16 protein-coding genes and 3 pseudogenes are annotated in these 11,829 nt (G+C 69.3%); 16 read left to right on the forward strand and 3 right to left on the reverse strand.

Annotated elements, in window-relative coordinates; genetic code table 11:
• Positions 1-23 precede the first annotated feature (23 nt).
• Positions 24-1,085, forward strand: a complete 1,062-nt coding sequence (locus ACZ3IC_RS31165; RefSeq protein ID WP_467421682.1) for a helix-turn-helix transcriptional regulator — start codon at positions 24-26, stop codon at positions 1,083-1,085.
• Positions 1,086-1,346: 261 nt separating this feature from the next.
• On the opposite strand, the gene ACZ3IC_RS31170 is transcribed toward ACZ3IC_RS31165, so the two are convergent.
• Positions 1,347-1,544 carry a hypothetical protein gene (locus tag ACZ3IC_RS31170; RefSeq protein ID WP_467421684.1) on the reverse strand — a complete coding sequence of 66 codons (198 nt, stop codon included), beginning with the start codon at positions 1,542-1,544 and terminating at the stop codon, positions 1,347-1,349.
• 60 nt (positions 1,545-1,604) lie between these two features.
• On the opposite strand from ACZ3IC_RS31170, the gene ACZ3IC_RS31175 reads away from it, so the two are divergent.
• On the forward strand, positions 1,605-1,919 hold the full coding sequence (locus tag ACZ3IC_RS31175) for an amino acid--tRNA ligase-related protein (RefSeq protein ID WP_467421686.1): 315 nt from the start codon (positions 1,605-1,607) through the stop codon (positions 1,917-1,919).
• Here ACZ3IC_RS31175 and ACZ3IC_RS31180 read toward each other — a convergent pair.
• Positions 1,916-2,107 carry a hypothetical protein gene (locus ACZ3IC_RS31180; protein WP_467421688.1) on the reverse strand — a complete coding sequence of 64 codons (192 nt, stop codon included), beginning with the start codon at positions 2,105-2,107 and terminating at the stop codon, positions 1,916-1,918. The genes ACZ3IC_RS31175 and ACZ3IC_RS31180 overlap by 4 nt on opposite strands.
• A 72-nt stretch (positions 2,108-2,179) precedes the next feature.
• On the opposite strand from ACZ3IC_RS31180, the gene ACZ3IC_RS31185 reads away from it, so the two are divergent.
• The 7 genes and pseudogenes from ACZ3IC_RS31185 to ACZ3IC_RS31215 all read left to right on the forward strand — a co-directional run bounded on the left by ACZ3IC_RS31185 (position 2,180) and on the right by ACZ3IC_RS31215 (position 6,029).
• Complete coding sequence (locus ACZ3IC_RS31185; RefSeq protein WP_467421690.1) at positions 2,180-3,220, forward strand: phosphotransferase; 1,041 nt, start codon at positions 2,180-2,182, stop codon at positions 3,218-3,220.
• Positions 3,221-3,377: 157 nt separating this feature from the next.
• Positions 3,378-3,527 (forward strand): annotated as a pseudogene (locus ACZ3IC_RS31190) (LD-carboxypeptidase); the annotation flags it as partial.
• A gap of 40 nt (positions 3,528-3,567) precedes the next feature.
• Positions 3,568-3,816 (forward strand): hypothetical protein, encoded by a 249-nt coding sequence (locus ACZ3IC_RS31195; RefSeq protein WP_467421727.1) that lies wholly within the window; start codon positions 3,568-3,570, stop codon positions 3,814-3,816.
• A 32-nt stretch (positions 3,817-3,848) separates the two neighbouring features.
• A pseudogene (locus ACZ3IC_RS31200) lies at positions 3,849-4,190 on the forward strand (hypothetical protein); the annotation flags it as partial.
• Positions 4,180-4,934: pseudogene (locus ACZ3IC_RS31205) on the forward strand (Mrp/NBP35 family ATP-binding protein). The pseudogenes ACZ3IC_RS31200 and ACZ3IC_RS31205, both read left to right, overlap by 11 nt.
• Positions 4,935-5,217: 283 nt before the next feature.
• Positions 5,218-5,772 (forward strand): class I SAM-dependent methyltransferase, encoded by a 555-nt coding sequence (locus ACZ3IC_RS31210; protein ID WP_467421692.1) that lies wholly within the window; start codon positions 5,218-5,220, stop codon positions 5,770-5,772.
• Between the two features lie 62 nt (positions 5,773-5,834).
• On the forward strand, positions 5,835-6,029 hold the full coding sequence (locus tag ACZ3IC_RS31215; RefSeq protein WP_467421694.1) for a hypothetical protein: 195 nt from the start codon (positions 5,835-5,837) through the stop codon (positions 6,027-6,029).
• A gap of 2 nt (positions 6,030-6,031) precedes the next feature.
• On the opposite strand, the gene ACZ3IC_RS31220 is transcribed toward ACZ3IC_RS31215, so the two are convergent.
• Complete coding sequence (locus ACZ3IC_RS31220) at positions 6,032-6,817, reverse strand: GNAT family N-acetyltransferase (protein WP_467421696.1); 786 nt, start codon at positions 6,815-6,817, stop codon at positions 6,032-6,034.
• Between the two features lie 345 nt (positions 6,818-7,162).
• Between ACZ3IC_RS31220 and ACZ3IC_RS31225 the strand changes: the two genes are divergently transcribed.
• The 7 genes from ACZ3IC_RS31225 to ACZ3IC_RS31255 all read left to right on the forward strand — a co-directional run bounded on the left by ACZ3IC_RS31225 (position 7,163) and on the right by ACZ3IC_RS31255 (position 11,813).
• On the forward strand, positions 7,163-7,447 hold the full coding sequence (locus ACZ3IC_RS31225; RefSeq protein ID WP_467421699.1) for a hypothetical protein: 285 nt from the start codon (positions 7,163-7,165) through the stop codon (positions 7,445-7,447).
• Complete coding sequence (locus ACZ3IC_RS31230; protein ID WP_467421701.1) at positions 7,444-8,238, forward strand: tyrosine-type recombinase/integrase; 795 nt, start codon at positions 7,444-7,446, stop codon at positions 8,236-8,238. Before ACZ3IC_RS31225 ends, ACZ3IC_RS31230 begins: the two co-directional genes overlap by 4 nt.
• Positions 8,235-8,564, forward strand: coding sequence for a helix-turn-helix domain-containing protein (locus ACZ3IC_RS31235; RefSeq protein WP_467421703.1), 330 nt, complete (start codon positions 8,235-8,237; stop codon positions 8,562-8,564). Before ACZ3IC_RS31230 ends, ACZ3IC_RS31235 begins: the two co-directional genes overlap by 4 nt.
• An 840-nt stretch (positions 8,565-9,404) precedes the next feature.
• Entirely contained in the window at positions 9,405-10,223 is an 819-nt protein-coding gene (locus tag ACZ3IC_RS31240) for a hypothetical protein (RefSeq protein ID WP_467421705.1), read from the forward strand.
• Complete coding sequence (locus ACZ3IC_RS31245; protein ID WP_467421706.1) at positions 10,198-10,704, forward strand: GNAT family N-acetyltransferase; 507 nt, start codon at positions 10,198-10,200, stop codon at positions 10,702-10,704. The genes ACZ3IC_RS31240 and ACZ3IC_RS31245 overlap by 26 nt, the downstream gene beginning before the upstream one ends.
• Positions 10,705-10,912: 208 nt before the next feature.
• Positions 10,913-11,422 carry a transposase gene (locus ACZ3IC_RS31250; protein ID WP_467421708.1) on the forward strand — a complete coding sequence of 170 codons (510 nt, stop codon included), beginning with the start codon at positions 10,913-10,915 and terminating at the stop codon, positions 11,420-11,422.
• Between the two features lie 46 nt (positions 11,423-11,468).
• A complete protein-coding gene (locus tag ACZ3IC_RS31255) occupies positions 11,469-11,813 on the forward strand; it encodes a hypothetical protein (protein ID WP_467421709.1) in 345 nt (114 codons plus the stop codon).
• The last annotated feature ends 16 nt before the right edge of the window (positions 11,814-11,829 follow it).

Genomic DNA, 11,829 nt, shown 5'->3' on the forward strand with positions numbered 1-11,829 from the left:
CCGTCGATGATGGAATTACTCCCGTGGACGACCCGATCCGGCACCCCCTCGCCTACGCCCGCGTCTTACGCGGCTGGTCCCAGAGCGACCTCGTAGGGCGCTTGCACCGCGCTGCCGCGGGGCGGCCGGAAGGTCTCCGATCCGGCACCGACAAGGCGGCCGTCAGCAAGTGGGAGAACGGCCGCAAGACGCCGAACATCGAATCCCAGCTCCTGATCGCAGACGCCTTCGACGTGCCGATCTCCGACCTGGAACGGTACCCGTGGCCCCACTGGCTCCCGGGCCGGGACGACCCTGCCCCGCTCGGGGCGGCGTACACCGTCGAAGCACTTCGAGACGCACAGAGAGCCGCGATGAACCGCGAACGCCGTACCTTCCTGACCTACAGCGCGCTCGCCCTGGCAGGGCTGGCCTCCCAGTGGGCCGCGCTCGAACCCGAACGCCTGGCCACCGCACTCGGCGGGCGCCGCGTCGATGACGAGCTCGTGGACTGGCTGGACGACACCAGCACCCAGCTGACCGCCCTGCCGACCGAGCAGCGCCAGCACACCATCAAGCTGATGGACGCCCACCTCACCACCGTGACCGACCTCCTCGAAGGCGCCCGCTACAGCGAGGCCACCGGCCGGCGCCTGCACCTACTGGCCGCATCCCTGTCCAGCACGTGCGGCTGGTACCGCTTCGACGGCAAGCTGTGGAATGCCGCCCTGACCAACGCGTACACCGCCCGCGACAGGGACCAGGGGGCCGGGGTCCTGTCGGACTTCGCCTACCAGTCGATCTGGCTCAGCCAGCCCGGATCCGCCGTGGAACCCCTCAGCCAGGCCCTGATCCCCACGAGGCACCCCACGGCCCGCTCGCTGCTGCACCTGCGCCGGGCCCGAGCCCACGCCGCCCTGGGGGCCGCTGGCGACTGCCACCGCGACCTCGCCGCCGCCGAGACCGCCCTGCTGACCGCCGCATCCGACCCCGCACCGGGCTGGTGCCGGTGGATGAGCACCGCGGATCTGGCTGTGGACTCCGGCCAATGCCTCCTGACCTCGGCCGTACCGACGAGGCCCGAGCCCGCATCGACGAGGGCCTGACCCTGCTGCCACGGGCCGGGACAAGACACGCGGGGTCTTCCGGACCTACGAGGCACGCAGCCTCCTCCAAGCCCGCGAGGTCGAACAGGCCCTCCTCGTCAGCACGGAGTCACTCGACCTCGCCACCCGCATCGGCGCCGACCGATGCGTCACCGTGGTCCGCGAACTCGCCCCCGCCTTCAAGCCCTACCAGAAGGTGGACGGCGTCCCCGAGTTCCTCGAACGACTCCGGACCGCCTGAGGGCTACCTGAGGCCCACGCTCACCCCGACGCCGCCGCAGTGTCCGGCCCCTTTGGGATGACCCGGCGCCAGGGCAGTTTGTACGCGCCGCCGCAGGTCCGGCACTGCGCAAGGTAGAGGGCGGCGGCTGCCCCGAGGGTGTCGCTGGGCCGGGCCGGGAACTCTCTGCCCTCGATCTTCGCGACCAGCTCCGGCGCCTCGCAGGCGCAGAAGTCCACCCGGACCACCTCCGTGCGCTGGTCCTTGGGCCGCTTCGGCGCTCCGTAGTAGCGGCTGAAGTGCTTGAGCGCGAGCTCGTCGCCGACGAGAGCCGGCAGGCCGCGCTCAACGCCGACTTGCTGTTCGGCCTCGGTGAGATCGTCGGCACGGGCGAACGGCACACCAGCGCCGAGCAGGTGCGGGCCGCGCTTGCCCTGCACCAGGTCAGCGAGGATCCCTATGGCTGGTACCTGGCGATGCGCGAGCGGCGGCCCCTGCACACCTCCGGGTTCGGGATGGGGGTCGAGCGGTTCCTGATGTGGGCGCTCGACCACCACGACATCCGCGACCTCCAGATCCTGACCCGCGTCAACGGGGTGGACTGCGTGCCCTAAGCGGCCGCGCTCGCCCGGCCGACTGCCGCCGCGGCCTGCTGCACACTGCGCAGCGTCCACGGCGGACACGTGGCATCCAGCTCCAGGGACAGTGTTCCCGCCGCGTGCTCCTCTTTCAGTCCGCGCACGATCAGCAGCCACTTCCCACCACGGCGCAGCGCCACGTCCACGTTGACCGAATACCTCACGGCTCCTCCTTCAACCGGTCCCGCATGAGGGCCCGATGGTAGTGGCGGGGCCAGTCCTGGAGGTGCACAAATATGCCGATCTCAGCCAAGCCGGACCGGTACGGCTTCTTCGCTTTCGATGGGGGTTTGCTCCATCAGCTCTCGGATGCCTATGGCCTGGGGCCCCTGACCGGGTTCCGGCCGGTCCTGCTCGACGGAGACCACGTCACGCTCATCGACATCCGGTCCCAGACCAGCCGGAAGATGGTCATCGAAGCCACCGACGGCTCCCGCCTCTTCCTCAAACAGATCCCCTGGTACTGCGAGCCGGACACGCTCGCGCTGGCCACCGCCTGGCAGACACAGGCCACCGCCGCCGGGCTCCCCGTGCCCCGCATCCTGCGCACTACCGGGGGCAGCGCCTGGTACGACATCGGCGGATCGTCCTTCACCCTCACCGAGTTCGTGCCCGGCCGCCGCTACACCGGCGCTCCCCGCGACCGCGCCCAGGCCGGACAAACGATGGCACTGCTGCATTCCACCCCCGCAGAGGTCCCCACCGGTCCTGCCGAGGACGCTTTCGCCGGCGCGCTGCAGCACATCGCTCTGGCTCCCGACATCAGGCCCGCGCCGGCGGCCGCGCTCGACCTCATGCGGCACGCGGTCCGCTCCTGGGCGGCCCAGGCAGCGGTTTCGGGCTGGGGATCGCTGGCCGGACAGCTCACCCATGGCGACACCAACCCCTGGAACCTCATCTACACCGACGACGCCGCCGCCCTGATCGACTTCGACAACGCTCACCGGGGCCCCAGCCTCCGTGGTGTCGCCGAGGCCGCTCTCTCCTTCTGCTCAGTCCGATACCGCCAGGACACCACGAACTTCGCCCCCTCCGTGCCCGGCCGGATCGACCGCGACCAGGCCGCCGACATCCTCACCGCCTACACCCAGGTGCGCGCCCTCGCACCGGCAGAACGAGCATGCCTGCCGCTGGCCGGGGGTGCCGTCGCCGTGGGCCTGGTCTGCCTCGGCCTCATGCGCGGCGATTACCCGCACGACCGCGCGCACGACCTCGCGATGTGGGCCGCCGGCGTCCCCGACGACATGACCCGCCTGCTGGCGAAGGTGTGCCCGTGATGGCCCTCCTGCGACCGGGCGCCCTCGCTCCCGGCGACACCCTTGCGGTGGTCACGCTCTCCTCACCGGGCCCGGCCGACTACCCCGACGCCTACGCCCGGGGCATCGCCCACCTGAACGCCGCGGGCTTCCGCACGGTGACCACACCACGACCGGCCGCGCCGGTTGGACGAGCGGAACCCCCCGCCAGCGCGCCGAAGACCTCAACGCCGCCTTCGCCGAACCCGCGATCGGCGGGATCGTCACCACCATCGGCGGCAACCACTCCGCGCAGCTTCTGCCGTACCTGGACTGGGAGACGATCGCAGCCAACCCCAAGGGCCGTCCTCCACCACGCCATCCACCACATGACCGGCATGGTCACCCTCTACGGGCCAGCAGTCATCCCGCAGTGGGGCGAGCACGGGCGCCCCTTCCTCTACACCACCCGCCACTTCCACACGGTCACCACGAGCACCACCGGCCCCGGCCCGGTCCCGGTCTCCGGCTACCTCGTCCACGAGGACCACCGCACCGCCCAAGCCGCCCGCAGGGCCCGGAACACCCGTCCGGCCGCGCTCATGGCCCGCTCGCCCCGTTCTGCCCGCCGTCCCTGAGGCTCCTCGCCGGTACGCCGTGGCAGCCGGTCCTGACCGGCCACATCCTGCTCCTGGACATCAGCGATCACACCTACGGTCCCGAGGACTTCGACGCCGACCTCACCCACCTGCGGCAGACCGGGCTGATCCGTGACCCGGCCGCCGTCGTCATGCTGCGTACCCCGGCCGGCCAGGACGCCACCGCGTACGCGGATGTCCTGCGTACGCACACCCGCGGCGGCTCCTACCCCGTAGTGGCCGGTATGGAAGGCGGTCACGTCGACCCAATGCCGACCTATCCCCTCGGCGTTGCCGCCACCCTCGACACCACCACCCTGACGATCACCCAACCGGCCGTCATCCCCAGAAGGGACCGAACCGATGGCATCTGACCCGCCCTTCGCGCCCCGGGCCATCATCGTGTGGAGCGGCAAGGGAGGCGTGGGCAAGAGCACCGTGGCCAAGGCCGTCTCCCGCGGCCTCAAGGCCCAGGGCATCCGAGCCGGTCACTTCGACGCCGACCTCACCGGCCCCTCCGCCCCCGCCCTCTTCGGCGTCGACGGCCGCCTGCGCGTGGCCGGCCAGCGCATCCAGCCCGCGATCAGCGCAGGCATCCCCGTGGTGTCCACCGGACTCCTCGCCGACGCCGACCGGCCCTTCATCTGGCACGGTCCTCTCCTGCGCGGCGCCATGTCCAGCTCCTCCACGACACCGACTGGGGCCTCCTGGACGCCCTCGTGGTGGACCTGCCCCCGGGCACCGGTGAACCGCAGCTCGCCGTGCTGGACGAACTCGACGTCGCCGGGGCCGTCATCGTCACCCCCCACGAACTGGCCCTCCTCGACGTCCGCCGGTCCCTGCGGATGCTCGAAGAAGCATCCGTACCGGTCGTCGCCATCGTGGAAGACCTCGCCGAAGCCATCTGCCCTTCCTGCGCCCACTCCTGGCCGCCGTTCCCCGGAACAGCCGGCGAGACCCTGCACGAGCTGCTGCCCGGCGCCCGCCTCATCCGTCTGCCCATCGACAGCCAGGCCCCCGAGATCGACGCCGACGGCAACACCGACGCCTCCCTCATCCGCCACCTCACCGAAGCCGGCCTGTACTGCGACCTCCTCGAGCTCCTCCCCACACCCTGACCACAACGGAAGGCCCCCTCCACATGCACCGCATGGACCCCCGCGTCGTCGCCCACTACGAGACCCACGACCAGACCGACCGCCTGCACGCCACCGCGACCGGCAGCCTCGAACTCGCCCGCACACAGCACCTCCTGCGCCGCCACCTGCCGCCCGCCCCAGCCCGCGTCCTCGACGTCGGCGGCGGACCCGGCATCCACGCCCGATGGCTGGCCAACGACGGGTACACCGTCCACCTCATCGCCCCCGTCCCCACCACCTCACCCAAGCCAGCTCCCACACGGTGTGCACCACCGAACTCGGCGACGCCCGCACGCTCACCGCCCCCGACGACTCGCACGACGCCGCCCTCCTCCTGGGCCCCCTCTACCACCTGCCCGACCGGCACGACCGCATCACGGCACTGCGCGAGGCGCAGCGCGTCGTACGCCCCGGCGGCCTGATCGCCGCCGCCGCTATCAGCCGGTACTCGCTCCTCCAGGACCACGGCACCGTCACCAGCCTGACCAGCAAGGACGTACGTCGACGCCTCGGTGCACGTCTCGCCAGCGGCTACCACCCCGAGCCCGACGCCGGCCCCACCGGACTTTTCACCGCCGCCTACTTCCACACCAGCGGCGAACTCCTTGCCGAAGCCACCGACGCAGGTCTGACCGGTGCTGTGCTGTACGGAGTCGAAGGCCCGGCCTGGGCGATCCTCAAGGGGATCGAGCGGCACACCGGCGAACCCCTCGGCGACCTGCTCGTCACCGCGCTCGAAGCAGCGCACCTCGCCGACCCGCACCCGGACACCGCCGACCTGTCCGCCCACATGCTCCTCGTTGCAACGGTCGTCTGACGGACCGGCCCGGCGCTGCGGGGTCAACGCTGAGCGCCGGGCATGGCAATGAGGGCGGGCTGGTGGGGGTCGATCCAGCCCGCGGTGGACGGCTGCAAGTCCATGTCCACCAGGAGCACGCCTTCACCGCCCCCGGCTCTGCGCGGCCATCGTCGACCGCCTCACCCTTCAACGGCACCATCATCGAGACCGGCACGGACTCCTACCGCCTCGCCAGCACCCGGGCACGAGCTGAGGATCCGGTGAAGGCCGGCTGAGCTCAGGGCGACCAGACATACGGTGTCGTCGTGGTGACCGCGTCTAGGCCAAGGCGGGTGAGGATCGGGGCGCTGTCGGCTGAGGCGTCGACGTAGACGTAGGGGACGTCGCGGGCAGCAGCGAGTTGGGCTCGGTGGGCGACCATGGCCCGGTAGATGCCCTGGCCACGCCATTCCTTGAGCGTTGAGCCGCCCCAGAGCCCGCCGAAGTCGACGCCGTCCTTGAACACCAGCCAGGCGGCGCAGACGACTTCGGTGCGTGCCTCGGCGACGAGGACGATGGTGTTCTCTGGGGCGTTCTCGATCCGGGCGGTCAGGTCGTCGGCGAGCCAACTCCAGTCCTCGTCCCAAACGGTGCTCTCCATAGCGGCGATGCGCTGGAGGTCTGATCTGGCGGTGACACGGCGGAGGGTCACGCCGTCGGGCAGGACGGGGTCGGCAGCAAGGTCTGCGGACTGCCCGATGAGAACGGTCTCGCTGTCCTCCGCGACGAAGCCAGCCGCCGTGAGTCGGTCGGTGAGGTCGGCGGGGAGATCACGGGCGCGAGTCTTCCATTCGACCGACTCACCACGGGCAGCGTAGAAGTCACGCTGCCGCGCAATGAGCGTGTCGAGTTCTGCCCCGCACACACCGAGGTCGCGTGGGCCCGTGACGAAGCCACGGTGCCAACCGACGACACGGGTCAATGGGCCGTCCTTTTCGACGCGGGCGCTGCCGCCAGGCGGGGTGACACCACGGAGTTGGGCGTCATACGCGGTGCAAAGTTCGTTGATCAGAGTGTCCTTCACTCGAACACCGTACGGACCGGGTCAAGTGATTAAAAACGCCGGTCGAAACCGCGCGAACATCAGCGGCTGCTCCTCTCACTGCCGCTACCTGGCTCGACGGCCAGCCACCCGCGGGTGGCTGGCCGTCCCCACGATCGCATCTACGCAGTGTCGTCATTCCTCATCCACATACCAGAGTGTGCGACATCCCGTGAGTTTCTGTGAGCCCCGCTAATTGTCCCCGTGGCCAGGGCGTTCTATCTCCTTGGCGTGTTCTTCGAGTTGGTGACGTAACTTCAGGATTCTTGAAGCGTTCTCACTTCGTCCGATCGATCTGTGATCGGGATGAAGGCGAGGAGGCTTGGGTTGGCGCTGGCAGCCGTACGCGACCTGCGCGAGTTCCGCGATCCGGTCTCGGCGGAGGTACTGGAGCAGTTCGAGACCGATGTGCTCGCCGGGTTCGTTCTCGCGCGGGCTTCGGCGGGGCTTGCGGACGGCACCATCCGCGGGGACGTCGGGCACCTGGACCAGATGCGGGCCTGGTTCGGCCGGCCGCTGTGGGATATGGAGCCGGCTGACGCCGACGGGTACTTCGGGAAGGTGCTGCGGGGTTCGCCGAGTGGCACCGGCTGGCCCGCGCGCAGGCGTTGACCACGTACTTCCTGTTCCTGGAGCTGCGGCACAAGGTCGAGATCCATCGGATGACCGGGCGGGTCGTCGAGTGCCCGATCGACGAGATGAACCGGCCGCGGGGATCCAAGGACGCGGCCTTGCGGATCCCGCCGACCGAGCCGGAGATCAAGACGTTGTTCACCGGCTGGGGCGGCGAGCTGGCGACCTGCCGCAAGTTCGCCCCGACCGCGCGGAACTACACCGCGGCGAAACTGATGTCCCAGGTCGGACTCAGGGTGAGTGAGGCGTGCAAGCTCGACCTGGCCGACATCAAGTGGGACCTGGGCCGCTTCGGCAAGCTCCACGTCCGCCACGGCAAAGGCGCCCGCGGCTCAGGCCCGCGCGAGCGGATGGTGCCGCTGATCAACGGCGCCGACCGCACACTGCGATGGTTCATCGAGGACGTCTGGGGCCAGTTCGACGACGACCACACCCGACCCGGAGCCCCGCTGTTCCCCTCCGAGCGCAAGAACACCGACGGCTCCTCGCGCCGCGTCGGCGACGACGCCTTGCGCAACGGCCTGGCCGCCGCAGCGAAGACCCATCTGCCCGGCTGGGCCGACACGCTGACGCCGCACGTCCTGCGGCATTTCTGCGCGTCCGAGCTCTACCTAGGAGGTCTTGATCTGCTTGGGATCCAAGCGGTCCTCGGACACTCCTGGATCGCCACCACGATGCGGTACATCCACGTTCAGCAGACCCGGGTCGAGGACGCCTGGGTGTCCGGGCAGCAGCGGGCCGCGAAGCGGCTGGAAGGACTGATGGGATGAAGTGGAACCTGCGGCTGACCGCCGCGAACAAAGGCATCTGGAAGGCGTCCGAACTCCAGCGGAGCCTGACCGAGCACGGCTTGGTGATCTCGGCCGGGAAGATGTCCGGTCTGTGGTCAGGCCAGCCGGTCTCCCTCAAGCTGGAGGACCTGGACGTGATCTGCGTCGTGCTCGGCTGCGAGATCGGCGATCTGCTGATTCCCGACCCCGGGAAGGTCAGCCGCCCAGGTCAGCAGGCTGGCGTTCAGGAGGCCACGACCGGCTCGGTGGTGGCCCCGGCCGTCGTGCCCAAGCGCCGCGACGGCCGTTCCCTGCCGCCGATGTGACCTGGTCACCATCACCATGGGGAAGATCAGCGAGAACAAGCCGGCGGCCTCCTGCTCAGGCTGATTCGCCTGGGGATAGTTGCCCGGCCGGTTCTGCCGAGGCTGCTACACCTACGGCCAGCAACACGCCGTCGGCGAATGCGTCGGCTGCCGGCGACAGGTCCCGGTCGATAACAAGCACGGCTACTGCCGGCTATGCCGGGCTCAGGCGACCTGGGCGATCAAGGCCAGCGGCAAGGCTTCGGTGATCGAGCCGTACCTACGGCAGGTGGCCTGTCAGCAGCTGTTCTTCGCGAACCTCCAGCGGCCCAAGAACGGCGGGCCGCGAGTCGGCAAGCCCGGGCGGCGCGTGCTGAAGCCGTCGCCGCTTCCCGAACCGTATCGCGTGATCACGACATCAACGCAACTGACGCTGTTCACTGCCACTCGGGACTTCCGCCGGTTCGACCGCAAACTCCACGCCGACCTGGCCAACCCCTGGCTGGTCCGGGCCCAGCAGGCCGCTCGGGCCCTGGGCGAGGCCCGCGGCTGGAACCGCTGGATCACCAGCGACGTGAACCCAGCCCTGGTCATCGTGCTGTCCGGCTTCCGCGAAGGTGAGTCGATCCGATACTCCGAGCTCTTCCCGGCCCTGCGAGTCCGTGGGCTTCCCGTCGTGCGGACCGCCGAAGTCCTCGACCGTCTCGGCCTGTTCGTCGACGACCGGGCCCCCGCCGTCGACCGGTGGTTGGAGCGAAAACTAGACGGGATGGCCCCGGGCATCCATCGCGCCGTCGAAGCCTGGGTTCGCACTCTCCTCGACGGCGGCCTGCGGTCCGAACCTCGCTCCCGGCACACGACTTGGCCTACCTGGGTGAGATCCAGCCGGTGCTGCTGGAGTGGTCCAGGCGCTACGACCACCTGCGAGACGTCACCCGGGAGGACATCATCGCGGCCCGGGACGCTGTCACCGGCAAACAGCGCGAAAGCCGGATCGTCGCGCTGCGATCACTGTTCCGGCACACGAAGAAGAACGGCCAGATCTTCCGCAACCCCACGATCCGCATCCGTGTCCCCCGGCAGACCGGCGGCGTCCTCCAGGCTCTTGTCCAGGTGGACATCGACGAGGCCATCGCCACCGCCACCACCCCAGACATCCGGCTCATCATCGCCCTGGCCGCCGTCCACGCGGCACGGCCGAAGACGATCCGCACCATGCAGCTGGAGGACGTCGACCTGGGCAACCGGCGCATCACCGTCGGCGGCCACCTCCGCCCACTCGACGACCTCACCCACCGCGCGGTCCTGGACTGGCTGGACTACCGTCGCAGCCGCTGGCCGAACACGGCCAACCCCCACCTGCTGATCACCCAGAAGACAGCCGTCGAACTCGGCCCAGCCGGCAAGCTCTGGACCACCCGGGCCACCCTCACCGCCACCCTTGAACGGCTCCGCGTCGACCGTCAGCTTGAAGAGGCCCTCACCCACGGCGCCGACCCGCTCCACCTCGCGCTCGTCTTCGGCATCGACGAGAAGACTGCCATCCGCTACGCGGACTCTGCGCGAGCACTGCTGGAACAGGCAGCCGAGCACTCGACAGTGCCCTCGGCAAAAGAACTTGGCCCGGAGCGCGGAGCCTTGAAGAATGACGGCCATGCGGATTCGACAGGCAGGGCCTGATGATGCCTCGGCGGTCGCTGGTGTCCACGTGCGCTCCTGGCAGGTGGCCTTTGCCGGTCTTGTTCCGCAGGACTACCTCCACGCCATGGACCCAAGCCACGAAGAGTCCGGCTGGAAGTCACGTATCGCAGCTACACAGTGGCCATCGTCGGGGGTGCTGGTAGCCGAAACTGAGGCGGGGATCGTCGGGTTCGCAAGTTTCAGCGCGTCTGAGGAGAGCTCTGCCATCGCGGAAATCGGCACGCTCTACGCAATGCCCGAGGTCTGGGGCGCTGGGATCGGAAAGCAGTTGATGGCGGCAGCCTTGACGACTCTCGGACAGGCGGACTACGCACAGGCCGTCCTGTGGGTACTCGAAGACAACGAACGAGCCCGGCGCTTCTACGAGGCCGCCGGTTGGCGCCCCGGCGGCGCGGCAGTGGTGGACACCACCGGCGGGGCCGCTCTCAACAAGCTGCGCTACGGCCACCCTATTGGTTAACCCGCTTACCCTCTCGGCCGCCCAGAGAGCCAGGCAGCGGCGTGGTCGTGAGTTGGGGTCAAACTCGCGGAACCAGCACCGTGAAGCACGGCGACCGACCCTTGGGTTCCCACCAAGAACCCTTTTGCGTGAACCCGCGGGACTCCCGGCCCTGTACGACTCCGTTGGGAAATCCGTAAACCGGCTGTCTGGTGGCGGTCGGACTGGCGTGATCATTCCGATGGTCGGGCAGGCGGATGGGGGCTGGGTGTCGCTGGAGTCGCGGGATGACCGTGGTGTGCCGGAGCTGACGGCGCGCGTGGTACGGGCGTCCTTCCCGAAGGGCACGATGGCGGTCCGCATCCGAGAGGCACTCGGTCCGCTGTTCGAGGACGAGTCCTTCGCCGAGGCGTTCCCCAAGCGAGGCCGGCCGGCGATATCCCCGGGTGCGCTGGCGTTGGTGTCGGTGCTGCAGTACGCCGAAGGGCTCACCGACCGCCAGGCCGCCGAGCAGGTCCGGGCCCGGATGGACTGGAAGTTCCTGCTGGGCCTTGAACTGGACGACCCGGGGTTCGATTTCTCGGTACTGAGTGACTTCCGCTCCCGTCTGGTCGGGCACGGCCTGGAGGAGAGAGTCCTGGAGCTGGTCCTGGCCCGATGCTCCGAACTGGGGTTGCTGCGCTCGGCGGTCGGCAGCGGACCGATTCCACTCATGTTCTGGCCGCAGTGCGGACGTTGAACCGGATGGAGTTCGTGGCGAGAGTCTGCGCGCTGCCCTCGAAGCCATGGCGGCAGCGGCACCACAGTGGCTGTCGCCCTTGGTCACCGCAGACTGGATCAAGCGCTACGGGGCGCGGATCGACTCCTACCGCTTCCCCAAAGGGGACAACGTCCGCACCGAGTGGGCCGAACAGGTTGGCCGGGACGGCTTCACGATCCTGGACGCCATTCACGCGCCCGGTGCGCCGCGGTGGCTGCGGGAGATCCCCACGGTTCAGGTCCTTGGCCGGGCCTGGGCCGAGCAGTACCACCGTGATGACAAGGGGGTGCGTGAACCGCCCCGGGTCAGGTGGAGGCTCGATTTCATGAAAGGATCGAGTCATGGCACGACCTTCCCGTTACCCGCTTGAGCTGCGCCGACGTGCG

Source organism: Streptomyces sp. NPDC002958 (assembly GCF_055563255.1).